The sequence below is a fragment of the Acinetobacter sp. LipI_23 genome, from assembly GCF_058243045.1.
In genome coordinates this window covers 1,492,074-1,516,582 of the sequence record NZ_JBZAYJ010000001.1, presented here as the reverse complement: position 1 = coordinate 1,516,582, position 24,509 = coordinate 1,492,074, and the positions used below count along the sequence as shown (strand labels likewise).

Genomic DNA, 24,509 nt, shown 5'->3' with positions numbered 1-24,509 from the left:
TTAAGCAAAAATATGTAAATGATAATTGTTATCATTAAATTAATTAACGACCATCTAGACTTTGTCGGTAGAAACGCCATCCATCTTCAAGGGTTTGTTCTAAACTGCGCTTCGCTTGCCAGTGTAAAACGTTTTTCGCTTTACTACACTCGGCTGCGACCTGATCTAATTCCACGATGTTCGAATCCTTCACATCGACTGTAGCAATATCACTTTGCGTCACATTTTCAACTTTTTCAACCAACTGCTGTATCGACACACTTTGACCTGCAATATTAAAAGCATCACAAGCAAACTGTTGAGTACTTAACCATTGTAACGAAGCAGCAATCGCATCACAGGCATCGAGTATATGTAAAAAACTACGCTCTACGGTATGATCTGTGGTTTGTGCACTTTTTCTAAGTTCAATATGATCACGCTGTTTTGCAGCGACTTGCATCAACAGTGGGATAATATTTTTCGGTAAAGGCGGAAACAATTCTCCGAGCATCGCATTTTCAAATGCACCAGCAACATTGCCCATTCTTAAAATTGCAATTTTCCATTCATTATCCGTTTTTGCTGTATCTCGAATAATTTCTTCGACCATTTGCTGCGACTTGATATACGGGTTTGGATAGCCGAAATTCAGCTCCAAATCTTCTTCTAAATGTAGGCTGGATTCACCATAGACCGCAAGACTGGAAAGATGAACCAAAGTGCGTACACCTGTGCGCTGCATGGCACGCAGTAAACTCATGATACAACTGACATTGTCATTATAGTATTCCAAAGGCTTCAGTACAGATTCTTCAAGCGATTTAAAACTTGCAGCATGCACTACCGCATCGATGGAATACTGCTCAAAAACTTTGTTTAAGGCAGGGGTATTTCGTATATCAATTTTGACAAAAGGCACGTACATGCCACTAATAAATTCTAATCGTTCAAGAGTTTGTAAGTTCGCATTGGATAAATTGTCTACAATAATGACCTCTTGCCCATGCACCATAAAGCTCAAAGCAATATGAGAGCCTATAAAGCCTAAACCACCAGTCACTAAAATCATTGTATACTACCTTTTTATTATGAAGTCCGAATGTACCAAGCAAGATTTGGACATTCCTCTAGTGAAGTTTGATGAGTACTTTATTACTAATTACCTCCGCACCGAGTTCAATTCATGCATGGCATGCTCTAGGTTTAGCGCAAGCACTGCATGGGAAAAATGACCCCTTTCGAGTGTTTTTCTACCAAGATGCTGTTCAAGTTGCCAATGCCCTGCAATGGGTACCTGACGACCAACGGAATCTATGTTCTGAGTGGCAAAAACTCGCCATTCGCCTACCCGTTTGTGTAAGTGCAGCTTTGGCCCGAGGAATTACCGATGCCGAAAATGCACAGCGTCATCAGTTAGCACAGCATAATCTTGCTACAGGTTTTGACTTGGTAGGCCTAGGGGAACTAGCCGATGCCGTTCAGTCTGCAGAGCGCTTAATTCAATTCTAAGTGTTAAGTTTTCAAGAATTTGTTGCTTTTAAAAGGTATATTGTGTGAAATCTGTACTGGTTATTTTAACCCAAGCCAATTTGAACTCTTTGCAGGTACATGAAAGTCTCTCTGCAACGATGGTTCTTGCGACTTTTGGCTGTGAAGTCAAAGTCTTATTACAAGATGCTGCACTCAGCTTATTAAACAATGCTCAGTCATTTGAACCCTTAAAACATGCGTTTAAACTGGCTTCAAACATGGTTGATAGCTTTGAGTTTTATGACTTAAGCCCAATTTGGATTGAAACCAAGAATCAAGCTTCTGCTTTTGTTCAACAAACTGAGCAAGAAATTGAATGTGTTGAACTCAATGCCAATTTAATCCAGCAGTTTGACCATGTATTGTATTGGTAAGGAGACAGCTATGAGCAAAACACTTTATCTCGTGCAGTCTCCATTTTCCGCGATGGAACAAGCGCTGAGTAAATTACAAAACCTCTATCAATCAGGGGATGATGTGGTTTTAATGGGTGATGCAGCCCTGTATATACAGCATACTTTTATTCAGCAGCTAGCTTGTGTATTTGTGCTTGAACAGGATGCTGAAAATATTGCTGCTATCCATTCGAGTAACCTAGAAACCATCAGCTATGCTAGGTTTGCTGAGCTATGCTTAAACCATAGTCGTTGTATCAGTTTAAAATAATTTTGAGTGTTTAGATGAATTTAGAATTAGACCAAGATGGTCATTTGGTTGATTACACCATTTGGAATCAAGAGGTTGCAAAAGAGTTAGCAAAATCTTTAGAGCTTGAATTAACTGATTGGCACTTTGAAATCCTCATAGCAGTGCGTCAGTTTTACCAACAGTTTGGACACTCACCTGCAACACGTCCACTGATTAAGTTTTTAATGAAGACAGTCCGTGCAGACATCAATAATGCCATACTACAAGAAAAGTTTAATACTGGGCTTGTAGCGCGCCATCTGAGTCGTTTGGCAGGCGTGCCAAAACCTGCAAACTGTTTATAAACTTAAGCTTGTTTAACGTCTGATTGAACAGCTAAAGCATCGACATAAACCTGTGTCGGTATCGCTTTGATGTCTTTGGCATGTATGGCATCACTACATTCGTTACAAACCAAATGTGGCTGAATGCTATGCCCACAGGTTTTATGAATAAATTGCATGGGACGACCTAAGCCCTCGTCCATCCATTGATCGGCCCATGTTGCCATGGACATCAGCACTGGGTATAAAGCCAAACCTTTTTCAGTCAGACAATATTCAAAGCGCTCTTGGCGATCTGTATAGGGTCTTTTCTCCAAAATATCATGTTCAACCAAGCGCTTTAAACGCTCAGAAAGCACATGGCGAGTGACACCTAAGTTTTGTTGAAAACTTTCAAAACGGCGTGCACCCAAGAATGCATTTCGTAAAATCAACATCGTCCACCGATCGCCAATCACTGACAGCGTTCGTGCAATTGAACACGGTTGTTCCCCGATCTCATCCCATTTCATTGTAAAAAACCAAGTCTCTCTTAGGTCTAACGTTAAAAGATTTAAGATCATAAGAAAAGCTCTTTTTACCCAGCTTTTCTTATGTTGTTTTCACATTTTAGTCGGCCCAAAGACATCTGAACTTCATGAAGACCTAAGCACAGCTCATTTCAGTATTTTGAGGCTGGTCAGGGATCATAAAGTCTTCCATTCCCAACTCACCATTTTGATATTCATTGAGACGTTTTTGAATGACATAATACAGCGCCTTTTTGTGTGCTTTTGACAGGTTCATCTGTTGAAGTTGCTGCTTCAGATGCCCTAACAATACATCTATGGGCTGTTCCTCTTCTTCCATCAAATACAAATAGCCAAAGATCGCACCACTTAATAGCGCTTCAAAAGAAAATCCATGTGAAACATTGTATACGACCGATGAAAATACACGTTCAAATGCGCTCAGCTTACGCAATGGATCACGCCCAACCCGACTACATGGATCTTTATAGGCATACTGGCAAGACTGATCAAAACTTCGTGCTAAGCGCGTTAAATCATTTTTGCGTTTTGGCAGGTAATGCGCCAGACCCTGCGTCACTTCTGCAAGCAGTTTTTCAACATAATACTGTACTCGCGAATCGCCCATCGCTACGCCAATGGTTTGATGCCCGAGTAGGCTAGCATACCAGGCAGTCATGGCATGTACTCCATTCCATAAGCGGTTTTTAATGAGCTGAATATCTGAAATTTGATCGACCAAGATCATTTGACGCATTTTACTGAGTAAGGGACTTTTGTTTTCCACGTAGATCGGCATATCCATTTCAGCATTGAAAAGGATTAAATCCATATGCTGTAAAATATGACTCGGTTGGAAATTTTGTCTTAAATCTTCTACATATTCACTGGCACGGCGCTCTTGTTCTGCACTGAGTTTACTGACATCTTCAACCTCAATTTGATTACTCTCGTCATCAAGTTGATATTGCTTAAAAATATTGTATTTAATGCACAATTGACGATAAAGATTTTTATCGCTCAGCTTAGACACCATACGGTTCACTACCGTATCGCAGAAATAGTGTTGCTCTAAAATAAAGTCAGCTACAGCATGGTCTGTTAACTCCACCAATGCTTTACGTACTTGCTCTAGAACCAACTGCTTAGCACCAATTTTATTTAAGATAATTAACAGCGTCAGTGGAGTTTTAACTTGCTCATCTTGCGCCAGATAGCGTGCATAGAGGCCCTGTGCAATGGTTGCAGCTTCACTGGCTAATGCATTTTCAGCTAAACAAATCGCAATTAAACTCGACTCGACGTACATGGCATGCATCTGCTGTAAGTCTTCAGCATCGATAATATGCATATTTTCAATACGCTCATCATAAGACACTTGCCCATAGCGAATACAATACGCCCCAAAAGCGTTTACAGCTGAACGGTATAAACTGTTGCGTGTAGACGCATAGATTTTTTTAGGACGCGTATAGCCATCCCAATGCGACAAGATTTGTGCAATATAGCCTCCGCCAATGGCGCCAAATCCATGAATCCCCACAGTTAGTTGATTTAAAGTTTGAGGAAAGCTTTCTTGTAAATTAGGCATTTCCAGATGCGAGCTATAGATATCTAATTCCGTTAGATAATCATACATATTTTCAAAATAATAATTGGCATGTGCCAACATGCTTGCATTGGGTTCCTTAATATCTTTGAACAGTACACAGATACCACCAGCATCATGTGCCGAACGGATACCATTTTCTGAGTCTTCAAACATGAAACACTGCGCAGGTTCAAGGTTCAGTTTTTGCGCTGCACTTAAGAAAATTTCAGGATGTGGTTTCCCCTTTTCAACCTCATCACCACACACCAAGACGTCAAAAAACTTATAAACATTGGCATTGATTAAATACTCTTCAGCAATCGATCTTCGGCTAGAAGTCGCCACAGCCATACGTAATCCTGCTTTACGTAAGCGTTCTAGAACTTGTACCAAACCTTTTTTAATCGGCACACCATATTGGCGCACTGTTTCTAATTCTAATTCATCTGCCCGTTTACGAATCTCTGCATAGGGAACTTCCTGTCCATATTGCTTTTGTGCCAAGGCTTCTGCACTTCGGGCGCTTAAGCCTAAGCATGCCATAAGGTAGGCATCTGAAAACTCGACCCCAATTAGCTCTTTGGATGCCTGTTTCAAGGTTTGAAACCGTAAACGCTCGGTATCAAACATTGTTCCATCCATGTCAAAAAGCGCACCGTGCACAATATCATTCTTAAATTTAAACATTTAGCCTCCGTTTTTATGTTTGCACTTAGACTATACAAAAATCGGGCACAGAGACTTTGATCTGATTTTATGAAACATTTTTGTTTACTTATTAACCAATAAATTGGTATTTAGACATTTTTTTGTAAGCATAAGGTAACACTAGGTAATCAAAACGTAACCAGAGTGATCATTTTTTAATAAAGCGTGTCTGAAGATAAAACTTCTAAAAATGAATTTGATCTTTATATTCATCAATGATCGATAACCATGCACGTGTTGCAGGATTCATCACCACGGTTGAATTCCATGCCATATTTAAGTTCCAACGTAAGCTGGGTTGTTCCACTAAACTGACACTGAATTTTGCGCGATCTAACTGCTCACAATAAATTTGCGGCAATAAAGCAATACCGACACCTGACTCGACCATTTTGGCAATAAAGTCCCACTGGCTACTTTTGCATAACACTTTGGGTTCAAAACCAGCCGCCATCGCCGCATCTAGAATCACATGGTTTAAAGTAAAGGTGTCTGCATATAGTAAAAACGACTCTTCTTTGAGTTCAGCAAACTGCACCACATCGCGCTTTCTCCACTGTGAATCGTAGTTGGAAAGCAAACACAACGGTGAATCGATAATTTGAATACCTTGAATGCTGGGTTTTAACTCGCCCAATAGAATCCCAACGTCAATTTTTTTGGCCAAAATGGCTTCTTCAATGCCTGTCGCACCGACTTCTAAAAAGTTCAATTCAATGTTGGGGTACAATTTGTGAAATTTAACGATTAAGGAGCTCAACAATACTGAGCCTAAAGGTGGCAAACCCAATCTCAGCACACCTTGTTTCAGCCCACGAATTTGATCTGCTGCTTCAAAGATCTGTTGCTCCTGCTGCAAAATCTGCAGGGCATGCAGATAGACTTGTTCTCCCATATAGGTCAGTTTGACTTCTCGCTTGCGCCCTGCTTCGCCTTTATGAAATAGAGGCAGTCCTATCTCGTCTTCTAACTGTTTTAAAGATTTACTAATAGTGGGTTGAGTCACCGATAGTTCCTCCGCAGCAAGACTAAAACTGTGACTTTTCACCAGCTGCACAAATATTTTTAGCGCTTTAAAATCCAAAATTATTCCAATTATGCATAATTATTAATTTATTATTCATAATTATAAGATCAGGTCAAACTTAAAATAACACCAACAACTTATACCCTGTGGTCTCTTCCAATGCGTTCGTTCAAATTGCCTTATCGTTCTACTCTTCAAGTAGGTTTACTGATTGGGATTTGGTATATCGGAACGCTGATACAAGTCGCCCTGTCTTTACCGATATCAGGTGGGGTCGTGGGTCTAACGCTTTTACTTATTTCTCTGTTAGCGGGTGTATTTAAGCTGGACTGGATTAAGTCAGGTTCGGATCTACTTTTAGCTGAACTGTTGTTGTTTTTTATTCCTTGTATTATTGGCTTAATCAAATACAAACATCTTTTTCTTACCCAAGGTTGGCAACTGGTTTTCTCTATTATCCTTGGAACCATTTGCGTGATGACCTGCACTGCCTACTGTGTTTTCTTGGGCTTTAAGCTTGAAGCCAAGTTTCAAAAAAAGCCGAAGCAATCACATCAGCTGAAAAGTCAAATTTAAGGTACGATCATGCATATTCATTTCGTTGCCTTGATCTGTTTTATCGGAACGGTACTGGCCTATCTTTGGGGTAAAAAGTTTTATCAGAAACACCCGTATGTATTGCTCTCACCAGCGGTTTTTATTCCCTGTCTGATTATTATATGTCTGGTGTTTTTCAACATTCAGTATGACAACTATATGTATTACAGCAAATGGTTAGTCTGGATGTTAGGCCCTGCAACGGTCGCGTTCGCCATCCCGATCTATGAATATCGCAAAGTCATTCAACAACATGCTTTTTCGATTGCTTTGGGCATTATCGTGGGTATGTTGGTTGGCGTAGTCAGCTCTTTTTACTTGGCACGTTTATTCCATTTCGATGCTGCAACCAGTTATAGTTTGATGAGCCGCTCTATCTCTACCCCTTTTGCCATGGAAGTCACTCAAGCCGTCGGAGGCTCAGTCGAGCTAGTGATTTTATTCACTGTGATTACGGGGATCGTTGGTGGACTCTTGGCTAACAGCGTATTACTTGTTCTAAAATTGGATTCTAAATTTGCTCAAGGTGCGTCATTGGGTAGTGCCGCACATGGTTTTGGTACCAGTACTGCGTTCAGACGTCATAAAGAAGAAGGTGTCGCGGCCTGCCTCAGTATGGTTTTGGCCGGTATTTTCATGGTGCTGTTTGGCCCAAGTTTAATTCACGCTGTCGTTTATCTTCTTGGTTAAACACCATCAATAAAGGATCTCATGCCACACTACTGAGATCCTTGTTGGCTTGTATGTGTTTAAAACTAAAGTACAGCATCAGCCCCATCATCAATGCCAATAAAAAATAATAGGGTAAATGTTGATTCCACTGATATAAGCCTGTACTTAGTAAAGGTGCAAAAACGAAACTCAGTGCTTGCGTAGCTGTGCATAAACTAGCAATTTTAGTTTGTAGCGTGGTTGGTGCGGTTTGGGCTGCCCCTGTGGTAAAAGCTGGGATTAAACAGGCCACGGCGATTCCGTAAAAAATATAAGCCGCTTGGAAAGTCCAAATCTGACTGGCACTCAGTGAAAGTATTAAACCCAAAACCATCGTCACAAGACCGACCCAAAGCAATTGTTTAATCGACCACTTAAACCATTTTGAAATCGCCAATTGCATCAAAACGAGCGCTATCCCCACAATCAATGAACACTGAGAAAAATACATTGCACTCTGATAGGTATCGAAATGGAATCGATCTTGGATATAAAAACCAGCAGTTAAATTCAGGGTGACAATAGCGACATATAAGCTAAAGCCCAGCAATAACCAAATCCCTAATTTTGACCATTGCAGCTTTTCTGTCGGGTAGTCTTGTAATTTAGCTGTGGTATCCTCCCGTTCTTGTGTCTGTGATGCTTGCTTCCTTTGAAAGCCCAGTACAATCCAAGCCGCCATAGCCGTTAAAATAGCCACTGCACCCCATAACGGTGTCAACATACTCCATGTCAGCAATAATGTCGTCGCTAAAGGGCCAATCACCACACCTAAGCTGTTCAGCGCGCCAAACTTCGCCATATTCTGACTACGTTCCTGCTCACTTTGAAAAGCCGTCATAACATAACTTTGCAGCGCAATTTGTGGCATCGCCATAAAAAAGCCAGTACTGGCACGGGTCAATATCAGTAAGCTAAACAAAACAGCAAATGAAATGGCATAACTCAGTCCATAGCTGAGTACCGCCGCAAATAAGCCCCAAGTGATTGCCATACCGATAAAACCGATACTTAACAATTGATAAATGCTGAATTTTTGAGTTTGTTTAGAAATATAAATAGCTGAAATGGCCATCACCAAAGCACCAGCCGAAACCAATGCTCCACCTTGCAGTTCCGTCAGCCCCAGTTGCCGAATAAACGGTGCAAGTAAAGGTAAAATCATCGAAAAACAAGCGCCATTGGCAAGGCTGCCTGCAATAAAGATTTTGTTATTGCTATTCATTTTATTATTTAAACCATTTCTTAAAGCGAGATTACAAAGCAAAGAGGTAGCTGAAAGCTACCTCTGGTTGTGCAATTAATATTTTAATGTATAGCTCAGACCATAGGTTCGACCTTGAGCTGCTAAGCTTGAAATGGCGCCATAGGTTGGTGCGACAGCCTGACTAAATACAGTTTTATAGTCTGCATTCCATACGTTATACACACCAAAGCCCACAGTACCAGGACCTGCTTTGGCATTGGCTATAACGTCCATTGTTGCGAAACCTTTGATTTCAGCAGGAAGCGTTGAACCATACTTTACCGCATCTTTTTTGGCTTTATCTGTACCACCGATAGCAAGAGATTGAACGCGCAGGCTCATATCGTTGTTAAACTGCCACTCAGAAAATGCCGTGCCTTTCAGTGGTGCAACACGAATTGCGTCTAGCTCTTGCCATTTTCCTGCGGTATTTTTAAACTGTCCGCGGGTATAAGCCATGGTTCCACCCACTGTCCAATTCGGTTGTAGTCGATAGGATATATTTCCTTCAACCCCATAAACGCGCTCGTCCGTATCAATTACTTCAATGTTGTAGTTTGGAATACCGTTGAACTTAACCACCTTGTCTGAATCATTATAGAAAGCTGTTAGCCCTAAATTCGTACCTGATTCACCTCGAAAACGCCACCCCAACTCATAGTTGTTGACTTTAATCGGCTCAATATTATTGCTCGTTACCACGAAAGTGGCTGGCACATCACGGAGCATGCGTTGTACATCTGGTAAGCTAAAGCCCTGTGAAAAATTCGCAAAGACTTGCTGAGCATCGGTTAAATGGAAAACACCACCGATATTAAATAAAGTTGCATCGTGCTTAATCTTTCCACCTTTTAGAGCCTTAGCATCATAGTCATAACCTAATTCTGCCAAAATATCGGCAGGAATAGCTTCTCGATATGGTGTTGAATCAGAGACTTCACTATCAATTCTTTCATGGCGAATACCTGCTTGCAGGTTGAAGCGATCTGTCAGGTTATAATCACCTTGCAAGTAGAAACCGAGTTTATTATTTTCAAAATCAGGTCCAAATTTATAATCTTTGACTGCGGTATGTTTTAAACCATTGCTATTATAGAAATCATCAAAGTCGTAACGGGTTACATACGCTTTGTTTTTTTCATTTTCATAGTCCACGCCATAATTCAAGTTTAAAATACGGTCATTCAGCGTAAAGTCTTTACTCAACATCAAACGTGTACCAGCAACATCAATTTCATTAGAGGATTGCACTACACCATAGCCATAACGAATTGCATTTAGAAAATCTGGTGACCTTGGGTCTGCATAGTTCGGATAAAGTTGTGCTAATGCACCATTTAAAGAGCTATTACCAAGTGGTGAAACTGTTGGAAACCAACGGCCTTTTTCTTTACGGTAATAGGCCTCTGCATTTAAAGCATGTCCCAAGATATCCTCATTTTGATATTGAGTATTAACACCCCATCTTTCAGTCTGTGGCTGCTCAGATAATTCTAGACCTTTGACTGCTTTTAAAGACGGCGCTGTTCTAAAAATAAGATTGGCTAAATTATAAGGACCGTATGTACCATAGTCTGGCCCATATTCGCTGTCTTGTTCATCTTTAAAATATTGCGCACCAAAACTTAAGCTTTGACTATCTGAAATATTCCACGTCAAACGACCATTGAGGTCTAATGTGTCCGTATCTTGGCGGTCTGTCTGTGCAACCTCAGGTCCTATGCGATTGCCATGGCTATCCTGAATTTCACCGCGAGTGGTGTAACTTGCACCGAAAGCTCCTTGCAATGCACCTTGATTAAATAAGACACTTTGCGATGCTTCATAAGCCATTGCATCTGATTTAAAGTTATTACCCGCCGTCACCCCAACTTTAGTTTCAAAGCTAATTGGGTCTTGACCACCACGTTTGGTAATAATATTAATAATCCCGCCCGTTGCTCCCGAACCATAAATGCTGGTCGACCCCGAGACCACCTCAATACGTTCAATCATAGACGGTTGAATGCTATTTAGTTGGCGTGAACCATCACGTGAACCCGTTTGTGGCACCCCATCAATCATGTACTGCACCACACGACCACGCATGGTCATGCCATAGTTTGAGGTTGTTCCGCTACTCGGTGTAAGGGGTGGAACCAGTGTTCCCAAAATATCGGCAATGCTCTTGCCAGCATTGGCCTGTTTTTCAATTTCAGCTTGATCGATGCTATAAACGGTGCCTGCAATGTCTGCAATACTCTTTGCAGAGCGGGTTGCTGTCACCACAATCGGTGCGAGTTGTGTGGTTTCTTTTTGTTGGGCCTCAACACTGCTCGTCTGACTTACTGAATTTGTTAGAACATCATCTTGAGCATATAACTGTGTACACACAGCCAGTGTTAAACAAGTCAACTGCATAGGTAACATAAAACGGTTCATTTCTTTTTCCTTTTATTAAATTTCTTGATTCAACAGTTTTTGTTGATTTTTTTGATGACGTGCAATGATGTATTGGCTCAGTAGTACACTGACTACAGACGCAACCGCCAACACCACATAAAAACGGCCATAGCCAAGTGATTTGGCTAAAAAGCCCGATGCGGCTCCCCCGATGAAATAAACCAGTAGCTCAAAGCACACTAAAATGGTGAAATCAGTGCCTGCCTGTTCTTTGGAACTGCTTTGCATGAAATAGGCATATAACGAAGTCATCGCGACATAACGAATCGCAAGCATGACAATGACAAATCCCCCCAACAGCAAATGCCACTGGTTTAACCAGCCTAAAATCATGGCTGCACCAATCACCCCATACAACGCTGTTCGGCACCACCCCGCCCAAATGAGCAACTGCGTAGCCTGAATTTTTTTCAATAAAATTGCGGCACTCACAGCCGCCAACAAACCAACACCAGCTCCAATCACAGACATCAGTAGCCCAATTTGGGCAAGCGTCCATTTCTGGTCAATCAGCATTGGATTGAGCATTGCCATTGCTGGTGCTTCCACCACGCGATAACACAGGATCAGTGCCAAGGCAGATAAAATTTCAGGGCGTTTAAAAGCACGGACTAAGCTTGGCGCTTGTTTGACAATATTTACCTGTTCGTTTGCATTTTCTTGAATATAAAAAACAGCAAACATAGTTAAAGCGGTCATGAGTGCTAAACACACCAATGCGCTTTCCCAGCCATAGTACTGGTAGAGCCATAATGTAGCTGCGCCCCCCAACATACTCCCCAAAGCGACCCCTATACTCTGAGCCATACTGCCTAGGCGGTACTCAGACGCTGAAAAGGTTTCTACGGTATAACCATCTATGGCAATGTCTTGGGTCGCCGCAAAGCTTGAAATCCACAAGCCAATCACAACAAACACCACCTGTCCATAAGAGAACTGAGTAAATGCCAAGGCCAATACCCCAAGTGCTAGGGCTACTTGTGTAAAAAGCAGCCATGTTTTTCGTTTCCCTAACTTCTTGATATAGAGTCGGTCAATGAGTGGTGCCCATAAAAACTTAAACGCCCATGGAATATAAAGCAGCGAAAGCATTCCAATCCAACGTAAATCTACCCCCTGATGTCGCAAAATAGCGGGCAATGCCACATTGTAAAAATACAAAGGCAAGGCATGTGCCAGATATAAAACAATGACAACGGCTAAGCTCAAAGCTGAGATTTGGCGTGTTGCTCTTTGTGTATTTAGGTTTTGCATATCCACCTCTGCACTGCCCATTGCAGTGCATCAGAATGATCAAGTGTGACGTAGTAAGGCACCCGCCATGCAGCATGCAGCGAAGGTGTATTCAGTCGTTGTTGATCGGTTGGGTCTTGTGCAATTCGAACCAGACCCAAGCAGTATTGAAAAAAAAGTTGTTTATACTTTTTGTACCAAACCGCTTGCAGTTGACGGTATTCCTCAGGAAATTCCGTACCGATATCGGTTTGCATGACCAAAACAAAGTGCTGTTTCTTTAAGAAAAAACGTTCAACTTGACTGAGCCATTGTTCAAATTCGGCAACAGTGACATGCGCTGAAAAGCGCATGTCCATGATTTGTATATGTTCTGAGCTATAGCTCATGTAAGTTCCTCAGTCCTATTGAGTGGGTTATGGTTTTGCATAAATGCATTTGAATCAGTTAAATACCCTCCAAATTTTTCATAGAATTTTTGTTTAAAGCAGTAATACAACATGGCCGTTTTTTCAGGCATCGGGATCAAGCGCTGTGCCTCATAGCACATTTCTTCGACCACTGCTGCATAGGGTTTAACGGTGTGGTCAGGCTCCCCGACAATTTTGTCTGAAGGTGCATTTTCAAAAATATAGAAACCTAATAGCCGCATCACTGGACGCAAGTAGCCTTTACCGAAAGCCGACTTTTCACCAAACAGTAAGTGCCACCCAAGGTCTAAATCATCACCATCGTAATAACGTCCTAGACGGTCACGCTTACCTTCATAGATTTCGGTATAACCCACATCCTGTCCATCCACCCCAACGATCAACAAACGATGATGGTCATCGGCCAGCATTTTTTCAAAATACACAGCGAGATCAATTTCAGACTTATTCAGCTGCCACTGTGGAATAACATGAGGCTCATGCATCCATTTATGTAACAGTGCTAAGTCCTGCGGATACTGTACTTGGCGCAAGTAAAATTGCGTCTCATTCTCATAATATTGGTAAAAATCGGGAAGTTGCTGTGAAAGTGTTTTCATGTGGAAGCCTGCTAATTTTTGAATGTTTTATGATGCGATACGCTTTGTGGTTGTATCATCAGTTGATTTGGATACCTGCTCTGACCATAGTTTTAAGGTTTCAGGGCTGACAGGATTGGTAATTGGATCTAAAAATACAGGGACAGGACGTTCTGCTTCGTCGTTATAACTGGTGGTAAATAGACGCACTCGGTTTAAACAAATTTTTTCAAATTCGGCTCTAAACATGGCAAATTTTTCAATGCGTTCTGCCAACTCTGGATGCGCCTGATGAAAAGCATCAATGACCGATGAAATGGTTTGCCAAAATTCAACTTCGCTATGCTCAGGGTAGTCTTGTAGGAATACATTACAGATATAGCGGTAATGCACCATAAACAGTCCCGTGAAAATAAAATGGCTGAGTTCATGCGCAGGATGACGCAGTAAAATTTGCCCTTCGATAGGTAAACTTGCTAATTCTGGGAAGTCTTCATCAACCAAATTGATATCATCAATAAAGTCTTTCAGAACCATTTTCTGCGGTACGCCATTGGCATGAATGAGCATGGTATTTTCCCCATGTGGAGAAAAAGCCAAGCCATATTTGTACAAGCAGATTAAGAGTGGAGTGACCGATACCTCGACAAAGCGTTTTAACCACTCTAATGGACTCAAACCCGACGCCTGAATCAACACGGCTAATATCGACTGTCCGTTGATGTCTCGATGTAATAAAGCCGCTTGAGAAAGTGCCTGTTCACCTGTTCCAATCACTGGGTCTACACTTTCACGCCACAAACATCCAAACAATTCTTTAAACTGATACGGCGCACCTTCAATCTCATCAAAACATGGCTGATGAATAGTCAAAGTTGCCACTTCACCTAAGAATGCAACGCCTGACTGTTTCAAGTCTGAATCTTGAGATTGAATCTGCTTTAACCAAGCTGTGACAGCTGGAGCTGCTAAGTTTCGTTTAGACGGTAAGCCTCGATACACCGCAGTATTGAAGATACTGACAGGCAATTTGACATAATGACGCTCAGGCTGACCGATATTGCAAAGCGTGCGAATCGACTGCATAGGTACATAGTCATCTTGCCCAACGCCTAGTTCAATAATACTCTGATCCACGATTTCATTGGCATAGGTTGGCACTAACCATTGATGCCACTGCCATGCATGTACTGGAATGAGGAAATAATCACCACAAGAGCAGCCTCTCTCATGTAACTGTTGTTCAAAGCTCTCTAACTCTTCTGCATCCAACTCATATTGATAAAGTCTCCCTGCTTGCCACTCCTCAGTAGAACGGAACTCTGCCAAATCACGATGCACTGCGAGCCACAGCACTTTGACCGTTGGCGAAAGTTCTGGAGCGGCACTTAAGTAGTCGTCATAACCAAAACCCATACGACCTTTGCTCATAATCAACCACGGATGCCCACGGAGCATACCTTCAATTTCATGATGCGATGCCGTCAATGCTGCTTCACTGCTTAAACGACTTTCATCAAATAAATGCGCCTCGGCTAACCATGTATTGTTCATTTCTTTGATGAGATATGCCTTAGTAAAAGGCTTAACTTCGGTTTGATTTGAAAACGCGCGAATAAAAGTATGTAAGTTCCATGCAGGCAGGTCTTCAGCCACACTCAACTCACGTACTGAACCCTCCTCAATCTGCCAATGTCCCAATAAATAGTTTTGTGCTTTAAAAGTATAGGTTTGATCATCCAACGTCAGCTGGTAACGATTGTCCTTTAAATGGGCCACTTGAATAATTTCTTCATATAAAAATTCAGCAATCGCCATTTCAATTAAGCGCTGTCCTGCCAAACGCCACTGTTTCTGATTCACTTGAAGTTGTGCAAAGCTCATATGATTTTCTCGAATGTATAAGGCTGCATAGAGGGATGTGACCCTGTTTGTATTTTGCGCTGCTCAATATTTTTTGATTTTGAACTAAATGATGCTAAAGCTGCTGTTCGTGTAATAGATGTATCATTCTGCACATACATTTCAGGGTTCTGCTCAGCGCTGAAATGCTGAAATGTCTGTTCATTGCTGTCCAGCTCATACAGCTGATAACCCAGTAGTTGATTGGCAATGGTCGCAGCACGAAATGCGCCTAGGCCTAAATCTGGTGTACCTACGCCATGACTATGCATTTCTTGATTTTGCACATAAATTTCACCCATTGCTGTATGCTGCAAACGATAGTCTTGGCTCACCTTCCACCGCCCCGCTTGATCTGTTGCAATCAAGGGTTTTAAGTATTTAAAAAATGAAAACTCTGGGCTGTAATAACCTGTAGATGCCACTACAAAATCAGCATCTATATAAAAACGTTGCTCGGTTACGGTATGTTCAAGGCTCAAGCGAATCTGCTGACTTTCCACTAACTCAGCATTAAGCAACTGGATTTGTGCATGCAAATGTGTTGCTTGTGTAGCAGAGGCAATACTACGGTGGTAAAGTTTTTGGTAAATCTCACGTATGGTTTTGGCACTAATACCTTTGTACAGCAAGCTTTGATCTTTCAACTGCGCTGCTTTTTGTGTTTCTGAAAGTCTATAAAAATGTTGGGTATAGTTCGGACTAAAATGTTCCAATCCCAAAGGTGCATATTCCATCGGGAAAAAACCATTGGAACGCGTCAGCCAATGCAACTTAAAGTCAGCCGTTGATACACAGTCATGTTGATACTGCTGATCGAACAAATCTAAAAAGACTTCAGCAGAAGACTGTCCTGAGCCTAAAACTACGACATTGCCTTTGAGCTTGTCTTTTTTATGGGTTAAGTACTCTGCTGAATGGATACATTTTTCAGGGACTTGTTGTTGTAACTTACGTAGACATTCAGGTAAATAAGGCTGGTTGCCCGAGCCAATCACCAAGTTTCGACACAAGTAACGAATAAAACGGCCGCCTTGCTCAACAACCACCTCAAAACCTTCGCTTTTGGCATAAATGGCCTTCACCGTTGACTGGTACTGTATATGACCCAGTTGATCTGCCACCCACTGGCAATAATGATTATATTCACGGCGTGGAATATGGGGCTGCTCAAGGAAGTAGAACTTATATAAGCGCTGCTGTGATTTTAGGTAATTCAAAAAACTTAACGGACTGGTCGGATCGACCATCGACACCAAATCCGCCATGAATGGAACTTGCAAGACCGTATTGGGAAGTTGCATACCTGCATGCCAGTCGAACTGCGCTTTTTTTTCAAAAAATAGATAGTGCAAATCAGTCTTTTCATGTAACAAACTGGCTAGGCTTAAGTTAAATGGCCCAAGGCCAATCGCAATAAAATCAAGCATAGAGGGCATCCTCTTGTTTGATATATAGCGGATTGGCTAACTGAATATAGACAGACTGATTTTCAACGGGTGCAATCAATTCATCCAGTTCATATAAACGGGTCAGTAAGTTACCCTTATAAGGCAGCGTCGGTTGATACAACAGACTTTGAATCAAACTACTCTCTGGATATTGCTTCAACAGGTCAAAGAGGTGTTGCTGTAAAACAGACAGTAAATCTTGCTCACTAACAAAACCTGTTGCACCGATGGCATTGATGATGCCAAACAAGGTATTGCCAAAGAAATAATAACTAAAGCGCTCATCGACAAAAGTCTTGGAGCCTACTGCATGGGCTTTATCATGCAGTTCTGGAAATTGTTGTAAAATTTCATCTGCGAATTCTTCGATATAATAAAAACCTTGATTGTCCCGTAGCCATAGCCACTGTGGCCAGCCATCTTTCAATTCAACCAAGACATTTTGCTGATGTGACTCAAAGGCCATACCATAACGATGGTAGACGTACATGAGTGGCCTCAGACTGATGTTTAAAAAGGTCTTAAACCAATCATGAGCGATTTGTGCTTTATCATTTAACTTTTGTTGAGAAGCAATTTGATCAAATAATGCATTAAAACGATTACGTTCTTCTACGGGATGATCCTGACACAATGAAGCAATACACGTGACTTGCTGTTCGGGAATAAAAGGCTGATCACGCACAATACAAATCGTTTCATCGATGATTTCACCATCCAACTGAAGAGCAATCCACGCCGGATCATTCACCGCTTTTAGGCTTGGACATTGTTTTAAAATACTTTGCCCTAACTCACTGTGCCAAAGCCGATGCGTCATTTCACCGCGGTGACATTCTTTTGCTAAATTGACGCGGATAGAGTTGGTAATCATCACTGAAAGCGATGGTTTCAGCATCCACGGCGCGTTAAAACTCGCCAAAGTACGTACAGAAGTGGTTGGTGAAAATATCCATGCTTTTTCGCCCAAATCGATGATTTTTAGTTTAGCCTTTAAACTTTTAAACCATACTTTGCTTTGTAAATAGCGGGCTTGCCATGGATGCAGTGGTAGCAGTTTGTAATGTGCATATGCAGCTAAGATTTCAAGTTCCGATTCAGACAAATGCCATTTGATTTCTTGTTTAAGTTGTATTGAAAAAACCTGCTCAAGCGCTGTTCCTTCTGCAATATATTCAGGTGCCACCAGCCAATAATGCAGCTGGGTCTGACCACAAGCTTCAGGTGAATATTTTTGCCAGTCCTCATGGACAAAACCTGTTCGGCTTTTCGGTGCGGGATGCATGCTATGACCTAAAATCAAAGCCTGTTCAGACGCTATAAAACCTTGCTCAACCTGTACGAGCGCATCAAAATCCTCTGCCCGAATATTTAAAAACTGTTGTAATGCATCACGACTTTGAATCCAACGCTCAACCAAGGATGCAGCATCGACAAGGCCTTCGGATTGTTGCACTAACTCTTCTAGTAACAGACTGACCATGGCTGCTGCGCTAAACTTAAGCTTTTGGCCTTTTTGAAAAATTTGCGGTAAAGCCGCAATACGATGTCGCCCAACACGACTGACATAGCTTAACGGAACAAAAAGTTGTGCTTGGATTAAACTAAGCGGCAAAGATAACAGCGTCAAACCTTGGCTAAACGCGAGTTGAGTTGAATTTTGTTGATACTTCTCAAACAAGCTCGCTTGGCCTGTTTCTTGTGAGTATGCATTGACAAGATGCTGCATCGCCAAGCGATTGGCTAGCTCTTTCATCTGACCATTTCCTCTTTTTAAAGCTTATTCCAAGCTCATTTCATGTAATTATGTTTCTTAAAGATGTTCACGTTGGCCAACGGTGCAAAAAGCATGTTAATGGTAATTATTATCATTTATCTTTGCAATTTTGTTTACTTTTGAAAATATACGCACTATACCAATATATATTATTGTTTTTTAATACTTTTAAAAATTTAATCAGTTTTTCTAATAAAGCATATACGAAATTACACCATAGCTTTAAATGATAGTTTATGAATTTATAATTGATTCGAACTATAAAATTTCCCTATATTTCATAAGGAAAAGCCCATTCAGTCCCCTGAATGGGCTTTCATTTGTGCTCAAATTAATACTCAAAAGAACTCAAGACTAAATTAATATAGATAAAGCAGCGAAGACGTCACTATTCTTTATTCATCCAGTACATCAGCAAAAGTGGCTGAAAGTACTTTTGCTAAATCCTGTGGTTTTAAACCGATATCTAAGCCGCGCTTCCCCCCACTGACATAGAGTTTTTCCAACTGTACTGCGCTTTGGTCTATCACGGTTTTTAACCTTTTTTTCTGTCCAACAGGACTAATCCCACCGACCAAATAACCTGTCAGTCGTTCTGCATCTTTAGGGTCGGACATTTTTAGTTTTTTTGCCCCCACTGCATGTGCAACTTTTTTCAAGTTTAACTGATGGTGTACAGGAAGAATCGCAACAAAATAGTTTTTTTCGTCAGTCACTAACAGTGTTTTAAACACCTCTTCGACACGTAGATTTAATTTTTCTGCGGCTTCAAGCCCAAAGCTTTTTGCATTGGCATCATGTTCATATTCATGAATAGAAAAATCGATTTTATTGGCTTTTAAAAGTTTGGTTGCAGGTGTCATTTCTGTTCAATATATTCACTACATACCCAGCATTATATGCCTATTCAAAAAGAAAGTTTAGCGGTACGCCTATCATGAGCATCGAACTTACAGGCACTCAACGAATCAATGACTGTAAGTTCGATGTCAACTATGTATGCACCTTGTTATCGCTGAAATATCACAGTTTAGTCAGCACTTAATCCAAATTTCTTAAAGATTTGAGCACGGCGTTTTGGCAAAATATTGGCTTTGGTCAAATCACCTTCGTAGTGATCGAACACACGTTGATCCATCATTTTAAACCACAGCTTTGGAATTAACGCTGGAATTAACATGGTGGCATAACCACTCGGTAGCTCTGGGGCTTCATCAAAATGTCTTAAGGCCTGAAATGGGCGGGTTGGATAGGCATGATGATCTGAATGGCGTTGTAACTGGTATAAGAATAAGTTAGTCACAATGTTGTTATTATTCCAGCTGTGTTCTGGCATGGTTCGCGCATAGCTGCCATCTTCTTTTTGGCTACGCTTTAAACCATAGTGTTCGATATAATTAATAATTTCAAACAGACTCACGCCATAAAATGCTTGTGTCACCAGATATGGCGTCACTTTTTTACCAAACAACTTCAACATGGTTGCATGAAAACCAGCACTCATCGCCCATCCATGAAACAGTTCATTTTCTTTAGAGAAGAAAGACAGTCCCTTTCGTTTTAGGCGCTTATGTTCAATTTCAACAGCCGACTTCAACCCACCGAAAACGGTACGCGGCCAAAACTCATAAAAAGTCTCCCCCATTTTCGATGAAGCAGGATCTTCTGGCGTTGCAGCACGTTTATGATGCCCATAAGGGTGCTCAATGCGGAAATGGTTGTAGACCAACGGCGCTAAAGTCATATGTGACCAATAATGATCTGATTTTTTAGGACGGTGGCACAACTCATGTGCTGTATTTACCGCTACTCCATTAATTGCCCCCATGGAAACGCCCAATAATATTTGGTCGAGCATTGATACATTTTGGCGAGTCACCACATAACCTGCAAACAAATTGGCTGCCATTTGTAGCGGAATGAACAATTTCACAATACGGTCATAGTACGGGTCATTTACCAAGACCTTAATTTCATCATCCGAAGGATTATTTTCATCTGCACCGACCAGGCCATCTACCGCAGGAATAATGACATGCAGTAACAGCGGCCCACCCAAAGCGAATATTTTCTTGGTGGGTTTCGGGCCAAAATGATAGCCCGCTAAAATGCCCATGCCAATCACAGGAAGCCCAGGACTCAATAACCAGCCAAAACGCTTTTTATCGATCCCTGCTGCATTTTTGACGACCACGCTAGCATTCGTCATTTTCACTGATGCATTCATTACCATTCTTCCAATTTTTTTGTTATGCCTTTATATTTCTAGAAATGGGACATAAAGAACAGTTGCTAAAGTCCAAGAAAACAGCGTAATCGTCCTTGGCCTGAAATGACTTAAATTGACCCTAAATCAAATATTAAGCCCAAGAAATAAAGACTAGAAATCGTAAAGTATGGATGCTTTAAGTAAAATTTTTGAAGATATACATCTCAACCAATCTGAGTACCTCTACCTTAAACCGCACGGTGAGTGGGCTTTTCGCTACACCGAGCAATCCACCATGATGGCCTATGCGGTACTTCAAGGACAATTCACCATTTGTTTAGATGCTAAACAAATTATTGTTGCTGAAGTCGGAGACTTGATCTTACTCCCTTCGGGGCCAAGTCATGAGTGTCGCTCATCAACCACCGACCAACTGTTAGAAGTATTCGATATTTCTGACTTATTTGCCCAAAACCAACATAAAGAAGTCTCTTTTGGGAGTAATGTGACACAACAAAAAACCGTGATCTTGGCCTTACATGCACATATGGACCCAATTATGGCGCGTCCGTTGGTACAGGCCTTACCCGCGTTTATTCACCTTCAACACCAAGATCTCAGCACGGTTCCTGAATGGTTGCAAATTGGGCTGCAGTTTCTCGCTCTAGAAGTCCAACGCATACGCCCGGGTCGCGACAAAATTTTGGATCATTTGGTGAGTATTTTATTAATTGAATGTGTACGTGATTATATTGACGCGCTGCAAGACTCGAACAATTGGCTGAGTGCTTTATCTCATCCTGAACTCTCCAATGCCCTTGCAAAAATTCATGCGGAACCTGCACAGCCTTGGACAGTTGAGTCCCTTGCAGAACAGTGTTGTATGTCACGTTCTAAATTTGCCACATTGTTTAGCCAAATTTTAGGCACTAGCCCTTTGGCTTATTTGCAACAACACCGTCTGCGTTTAGCCGCCCAATACCTGCGTAATGGACAAGGTAGCATTCAGCAAATAGCACATAGGGTCGGATACAACTCAGAAACGGCTTTTAGCCAAAGCTTTAAACGACAGTACCAAATGAGCCCAAGCCAATATAGAAATAATCCAAACCCAACTTAAAATGCTCGTCCGTAATGGTTTAATAGCAGTCTTCTCTCAGCTTATGTCTTTGTCCATCAAGATAAATACCCTGAACTTGCAGACAAAGATTAGCATCTTGTGAAAATCACACTATAATATCCCGCATCCTTGCTAGAGATGGCTTCAAACCACTGCTTGTTTGTTCTTTTTCGCTCTAGCCACACTTTTTTAAGTCCAGTTTTCATCCGTGATTCGGCTTATTTTTCAATATTTTATCTCTTGTATGTCCATGCTGACATATAAGAAAATTTAGGTGCCAGCATGGAAATCAAGGTTAATTATCTCGATAATCTTCGCCAAGAAGCGAAGTTCGATGATTTTACAGTCATTGCCGATCAACCGATTCGCTACAAAGGTGATGGCTCTGCACCCGGTCCATTTGACTACTTTTTAGCATCTTCTGCGCTTTGTGCAGCTTACTTTGTCAAAGTATATTGTTTAGCACGTGACATCCCAACCGACAACATTCGTTTGTCTCAAAACAACATTGTTGACCCTGAAAACCGCTATAAACAAATTTTCAAAATTCAAGTTGAGCTCCCAGCGGACATTTCAGAAAAAGATCGCCAAGGTATTTTGCGCTCTATCGACCGTTGTACGGTTAAGAAAGTAATCCAAACAGGCCCTGAGTTTATTATTGAAGAAGTAGAAAACATTGATGCTGACGCTCAAGCCCTGCTTATTCCAAGCCTTGCTTCTGAAACCAGCACCATCATTGCGGGTAAAGACCTGCCTTTAGAAGAAACCATTGCCAATATGTCAGGTATTTTGGCTGGTCTAGGCATGAAAATTGAGATTGCCTCTTGGCGTAACATTGTACCAAATGTGTGGTCTTTACATATTCGTGATGCTCAATCGCCCATGTGTTTTACCAACGGTAAAGGCTCAAGCAAAGAAAGTGCATTAGCTTCTGCGCTGGGTGAGTTCATTGAACGTCTGAACTGTAACTTCTTCTATAACGACCAGTTCTGGGGTGAAGACATTGCCAATGCCGAGTTTGTGCATTATCCAGATGAAAAATGGTTCATGCCAGGTCCAAATGGTGAAATGCCAGAAGGTGTACTGGATGAGTACACCCTTGAAATTTATGACCCTGAAGAAGAACTGTTAGGTACGCATTTATACGACACCAACTCAGGGAAAACTGAGCGCGGTATTTGCGCTTTACCTTTTGTTCGCCAGTCTGATGCTGAAGTGGTTTACTTCCCATCAAACTTGATTGAAAACTTATACCTTAGTAACGGGATGAGTGCAGGAAACACCTTAGCTGAAGCACAAGTACAGTGTTTGTCTGAAATTTTTGAGCGTGCGGTAAAACGTGAAATTTTGGAAGGTGAACTGACCCTGCCAGATGTACCGCAAGAGGTTTTAGCAAAATATCCTAGCATTTTAGCGGGCATCCAAGGTTTAGAAGAGCAAGGTTTCCCGGTACTGGTGAAAGATGCCTCTCTAGGCGGTCAATACCCTGTGATGTGTGTGACGTTAATGAACCCACGTACAGGTGGTGTATTCGCCTCTTTCGGTGCACACCCAAGCTTTGAAGTTGCGCTTGAGCGTAGCTTAACTGAGCTACTTCAAGGTCGTAGTTTTGAAGGTCTGAACGACTTACCTCGCCCAACATTTAGCTCAAATGCGGTCACTGAACCCAATAACTTTGTTGAGCACTTCATTGACTCAAGTGGTGTGGTGTCATGGCGTTTCTTTAGTACCAAATCGGACTATGACTTTGTCGAGTGGGACTTTACCAATCAAGGCCAAAACTCAAATGCTGATGAGGCTGATGAACTGTTCGGTATTTTGGAAAATATGGGCAAAGAAGTCTATATGGCCATTTACCAACATTTAGGCGCAACGGCGTGCCGTATCTTGGTACCAGGTTACTCAGAAATTTACTTGGTTGAAGACTTGGTTTGGGACAACACCAACAAAGCACTGCTTTACCGTGAAGACATCCTCAACTTACACCGTTTAGACGACGAACAGCTTCAAGCGCTGGTTGAACGTTTAGAAGAATGTGAGCTAGACGACTATACTGAAATCAAGACTTTGATCGGGATTGAATTTGATGACAATACCGAATGGGGTCAATTGACTCTGCTTGAACTTAAACTACTCATCTATCTTGCATTAGAGCAGTTTGAGGAAGCGAAAGACTTGGTTGAAGCATTCTTACAATACAACACCAATACCGTTGAACGTGGTCTGTTCTACCAATGCATGAATGTCGTACTCGAAGTGATGTTGGATGACGACATGGAACTGGAAGAATATGAAGCCAACTTCCGCCGTATGTTCGGTGATGAACGTATGGATGCGGTAATAGGCACAGTTGAAGGTCGTATTCGTTTCTATGGTTTAACCGAAACCAGTATGAAACTTGAAGGTTTAGACCGTCACTTACGTTTAATCGACAGTTATAAAAAGTTACATGCTGCACGTGCCAAAGCTGTTGGACTAAAACCTTAAAATAAAA

The 24,509-nt window shown here is 41.5% G+C and carries 22 protein-coding genes; 8 read left to right on the top strand and 14 right to left on the bottom strand.

The window, feature by feature from the left end; translation table 11 throughout:
* Positions 1 to 43: 43 nt before the first annotated feature.
* On the bottom strand, positions 44 to 1,051 hold the full coding sequence (locus tag AC4CVD_RS07475) for an NAD-dependent epimerase/dehydratase family protein (protein WP_279692152.1): 1,008 nt from the start codon (positions 1,049 to 1,051) through the stop codon (positions 44 to 46).
* Positions 1,052 to 1,122: 71 nt separating this feature from the next.
* Here AC4CVD_RS07475 and tusD point away from each other — a divergent pair, with 71 nt between their 5' ends.
* Genes tusD through AC4CVD_RS07455 form a run of 4 tightly spaced genes read left to right on the top strand, consistent with a single transcriptional unit; the run spans position 1,123 to position 2,504 of the window.
* Positions 1,123 to 1,491, top strand: a complete 369-nt coding sequence (gene tusD, locus AC4CVD_RS07470; RefSeq protein WP_490752692.1) for a sulfurtransferase complex subunit TusD — start codon at positions 1,123 to 1,125, stop codon at positions 1,489 to 1,491.
* A 44-nt stretch (positions 1,492 to 1,535) separates the two neighbouring features.
* Complete coding sequence (locus AC4CVD_RS07465) at positions 1,536 to 1,886, top strand: hypothetical protein (protein ID WP_010326623.1); 351 nt, start codon at positions 1,536 to 1,538, stop codon at positions 1,884 to 1,886.
* Positions 1,887 to 1,896: 10 nt separating this feature from the next.
* Complete coding sequence (locus AC4CVD_RS07460) at positions 1,897 to 2,178, top strand: DsrH/TusB family sulfur metabolism protein (RefSeq protein WP_428853584.1); 282 nt, start codon at positions 1,897 to 1,899, stop codon at positions 2,176 to 2,178.
* 14 nt (positions 2,179 to 2,192) lie between these two features.
* Complete coding sequence (locus AC4CVD_RS07455; RefSeq protein WP_490752690.1) at positions 2,193 to 2,504, top strand: TusE/DsrC/DsvC family sulfur relay protein; 312 nt, start codon at positions 2,193 to 2,195, stop codon at positions 2,502 to 2,504.
* A gap of 2 nt (positions 2,505 to 2,506) precedes the next feature.
* Here the strand turns inward: AC4CVD_RS07455 and AC4CVD_RS07450 are convergent, their stop codons facing one another.
* The 3 genes from AC4CVD_RS07450 to AC4CVD_RS07440 all read right to left on the bottom strand — a co-directional run bounded on the left by AC4CVD_RS07450 (position 2,507) and on the right by AC4CVD_RS07440 (position 6,375).
* Entirely contained in the window at positions 2,507 to 2,995 is a 489-nt protein-coding gene (locus AC4CVD_RS07450; RefSeq protein WP_490752688.1) for a winged helix-turn-helix transcriptional regulator, read from the bottom strand.
* Positions 2,996 to 3,128: 133 nt separating this feature from the next.
* Positions 3,129 to 5,270, bottom strand: a complete 2,142-nt coding sequence (gene mtlD, locus AC4CVD_RS07445; RefSeq protein WP_490752686.1) for a bifunctional mannitol-1-phosphate dehydrogenase/phosphatase — start codon at positions 5,268 to 5,270, stop codon at positions 3,129 to 3,131.
* Positions 5,271 to 5,475: 205 nt separating this feature from the next.
* Positions 5,476 to 6,375 (bottom strand): LysR family transcriptional regulator, encoded by a 900-nt coding sequence (locus AC4CVD_RS07440; RefSeq protein WP_004693316.1) that lies wholly within the window; start codon positions 6,373 to 6,375, stop codon positions 5,476 to 5,478.
* 102 nt (positions 6,376 to 6,477) lie between these two features.
* On the opposite strand from AC4CVD_RS07440, the gene AC4CVD_RS07435 reads away from it, so the two are divergent.
* Positions 6,478 to 6,894 (top strand): CidA/LrgA family protein, encoded by a 417-nt coding sequence (locus tag AC4CVD_RS07435; RefSeq protein WP_490752684.1) that lies wholly within the window; start codon positions 6,478 to 6,480, stop codon positions 6,892 to 6,894.
* 9 nt (positions 6,895 to 6,903) lie between these two features.
* The gene (locus tag AC4CVD_RS07430; RefSeq protein ID WP_490752683.1) at positions 6,904 to 7,605 is read left to right on the top strand and encodes an LrgB family protein; all 702 of its coding nucleotides are present in this window, start codon (positions 6,904 to 6,906) and stop codon (positions 7,603 to 7,605) included.
* Positions 7,606 to 7,624: 19 nt separating this feature from the next.
* Here the strand turns inward: AC4CVD_RS07430 and AC4CVD_RS07425 are convergent, their stop codons facing one another.
* The 10 genes from AC4CVD_RS07425 to AC4CVD_RS07380 form a co-directional block, all read right to left on the bottom strand.
* Entirely contained in the window at positions 7,625 to 8,851 is a 1,227-nt protein-coding gene (locus tag AC4CVD_RS07425; RefSeq protein WP_490752681.1) for an MFS transporter, read from the bottom strand.
* A gap of 75 nt (positions 8,852 to 8,926) precedes the next feature.
* Entirely contained in the window at positions 8,927 to 11,293 is a 2,367-nt protein-coding gene (locus AC4CVD_RS07420) for a TonB-dependent receptor (RefSeq protein WP_490752679.1), read from the bottom strand.
* 15 nt (positions 11,294 to 11,308) lie between these two features.
* Complete coding sequence (locus AC4CVD_RS07415) at positions 11,309 to 12,568, bottom strand: MFS transporter (protein ID WP_490752677.1); 1,260 nt, start codon at positions 12,566 to 12,568, stop codon at positions 11,309 to 11,311.
* Complete coding sequence (locus AC4CVD_RS07410; protein ID WP_004979960.1) at positions 12,556 to 12,936, bottom strand: hypothetical protein; 381 nt, start codon at positions 12,934 to 12,936, stop codon at positions 12,556 to 12,558. The genes AC4CVD_RS07415 and AC4CVD_RS07410 overlap by 13 nt, the downstream gene beginning before the upstream one ends.
* Positions 12,933 to 13,577, bottom strand: coding sequence for a GNAT family N-acetyltransferase (locus AC4CVD_RS07405; protein WP_125273640.1), 645 nt, complete (start codon positions 13,575 to 13,577; stop codon positions 12,933 to 12,935). The genes AC4CVD_RS07410 and AC4CVD_RS07405 overlap by 4 nt, the downstream gene beginning before the upstream one ends.
* A 27-nt stretch (positions 13,578 to 13,604) precedes the next feature.
* A complete protein-coding gene (locus AC4CVD_RS07400) occupies positions 13,605 to 15,440 on the bottom strand; it encodes an IucA/IucC family protein (RefSeq protein WP_490752674.1) in 1,836 nt (611 codons plus the stop codon).
* Positions 15,437 to 16,888, bottom strand: coding sequence for a lysine N(6)-hydroxylase/L-ornithine N(5)-oxygenase family protein (locus AC4CVD_RS07395; protein ID WP_490752672.1), 1,452 nt, complete (start codon positions 16,886 to 16,888; stop codon positions 15,437 to 15,439). The genes AC4CVD_RS07400 and AC4CVD_RS07395 overlap by 4 nt, the downstream gene beginning before the upstream one ends.
* On the bottom strand, positions 16,881 to 18,665 hold the full coding sequence (locus AC4CVD_RS07390; RefSeq protein ID WP_490752670.1) for an IucA/IucC family protein: 1,785 nt from the start codon (positions 18,663 to 18,665) through the stop codon (positions 16,881 to 16,883). Before AC4CVD_RS07390 ends, AC4CVD_RS07395 begins: the two co-directional genes overlap by 8 nt.
* A gap of 416 nt (positions 18,666 to 19,081) precedes the next feature.
* Entirely contained in the window at positions 19,082 to 19,549 is a 468-nt protein-coding gene (ybaK, locus tag AC4CVD_RS07385) for a Cys-tRNA(Pro) deacylase (RefSeq protein WP_004979971.1), read from the bottom strand.
* A 167-nt stretch (positions 19,550 to 19,716) separates the two neighbouring features.
* Positions 19,717 to 20,913 (bottom strand): alkane 1-monooxygenase, encoded by a 1,197-nt coding sequence (locus AC4CVD_RS07380; protein ID WP_419276155.1) that lies wholly within the window; start codon positions 20,911 to 20,913, stop codon positions 19,717 to 19,719.
* A 169-nt stretch (positions 20,914 to 21,082) separates the two neighbouring features.
* On the opposite strand from AC4CVD_RS07380, the gene AC4CVD_RS07375 reads away from it, so the two are divergent.
* Positions 21,083 to 22,015: a helix-turn-helix transcriptional regulator gene (locus AC4CVD_RS07375; protein WP_490752667.1), complete on the top strand. Its 933-nt coding sequence runs from the start codon at positions 21,083 to 21,085 to the stop codon at positions 22,013 to 22,015.
* A gap of 282 nt (positions 22,016 to 22,297) precedes the next feature.
* Entirely contained in the window at positions 22,298 to 24,502 is a 2,205-nt protein-coding gene (locus AC4CVD_RS07370; protein ID WP_490752666.1) for an OsmC domain/YcaO domain-containing protein, read from the top strand.
* Positions 24,503 to 24,509: the final 7 nt, after the last annotated feature.

What these genes read in the sequence shown, in the direction of transcription:
- AC4CVD_RS07475 (WP_279692152.1), bottom strand. Translation starts at nt 1,051, where the DNA reads ATGATTTTAGTGACTGGTGGTTTAGGCTTTATAGGCTCTCATATTGCT.
- tusD (WP_490752692.1), top strand. Translation starts at nt 1,123, where the DNA reads ATGAGTACTTTATTACTAATTACCTCCGCACCGAGTTCAATTCATGCA.
- AC4CVD_RS07460 (WP_428853584.1), top strand. Translation starts at nt 1,897, where the DNA reads ATGAGCAAAACACTTTATCTCGTGCAGTCTCCATTTTCCGCGATGGAA.
- AC4CVD_RS07455 (WP_490752690.1), top strand. Translation starts at nt 2,193, where the DNA reads ATGAATTTAGAATTAGACCAAGATGGTCATTTGGTTGATTACACCATT.
- AC4CVD_RS07450 (WP_490752688.1), bottom strand. Translation starts at nt 2,995, where the DNA reads ATGAAATGGGATGAGATCGGGGAACAACCGTGTTCAATTGCACGAACG.
- mtlD (WP_490752686.1), bottom strand. Translation starts at nt 5,270, where the DNA reads ATGTTTAAATTTAAGAATGATATTGTGCACGGTGCGCTTTTTGACATG.
- AC4CVD_RS07435 (WP_490752684.1), top strand. Translation starts at nt 6,478, where the DNA reads ATGCGTTCGTTCAAATTGCCTTATCGTTCTACTCTTCAAGTAGGTTTA.
- AC4CVD_RS07430 (WP_490752683.1), top strand. Translation starts at nt 6,904, where the DNA reads ATGCATATTCATTTCGTTGCCTTGATCTGTTTTATCGGAACGGTACTG.
- AC4CVD_RS07425 (WP_490752681.1), bottom strand. Translation starts at nt 8,851, where the DNA reads ATGAATAGCAATAACAAAATCTTTATTGCAGGCAGCCTTGCCAATGGC.
- AC4CVD_RS07420 (WP_490752679.1), bottom strand. Translation starts at nt 11,293, where the DNA reads ATGAACCGTTTTATGTTACCTATGCAGTTGACTTGTTTAACACTGGCT.
- AC4CVD_RS07415 (WP_490752677.1), bottom strand. Translation starts at nt 12,568, where the DNA reads ATGCAAAACCTAAATACACAAAGAGCAACACGCCAAATCTCAGCTTTG.
- AC4CVD_RS07410 (WP_004979960.1), bottom strand. Translation starts at nt 12,936, where the DNA reads ATGAGCTATAGCTCAGAACATATACAAATCATGGACATGCGCTTTTCA.
- AC4CVD_RS07405 (WP_125273640.1), bottom strand. Translation starts at nt 13,577, where the DNA reads ATGAAAACACTTTCACAGCAACTTCCCGATTTTTACCAATATTATGAG.
- AC4CVD_RS07400 (WP_490752674.1), bottom strand. Translation starts at nt 15,440, where the DNA reads ATGAGCTTTGCACAACTTCAAGTGAATCAGAAACAGTGGCGTTTGGCA.
- AC4CVD_RS07395 (WP_490752672.1), bottom strand. Translation starts at nt 16,888, where the DNA reads ATGCTTGATTTTATTGCGATTGGCCTTGGGCCATTTAACTTAAGCCTA.
- AC4CVD_RS07390 (WP_490752670.1), bottom strand. Translation starts at nt 18,665, where the DNA reads ATGAAAGAGCTAGCCAATCGCTTGGCGATGCAGCATCTTGTCAATGCA.
- ybaK (WP_004979971.1), bottom strand. Translation starts at nt 19,549, where the DNA reads ATGACACCTGCAACCAAACTTTTAAAAGCCAATAAAATCGATTTTTCT.
- AC4CVD_RS07380 (WP_419276155.1), bottom strand. Translation starts at nt 20,913, where the DNA reads ATGAATGCATCAGTGAAAATGACGAATGCTAGCGTGGTCGTCAAAAAT.
- AC4CVD_RS07375 (WP_490752667.1), top strand. Translation starts at nt 21,083, where the DNA reads ATGGATGCTTTAAGTAAAATTTTTGAAGATATACATCTCAACCAATCT.
- AC4CVD_RS07370 (WP_490752666.1), top strand. Translation starts at nt 22,298, where the DNA reads ATGGAAATCAAGGTTAATTATCTCGATAATCTTCGCCAAGAAGCGAAG.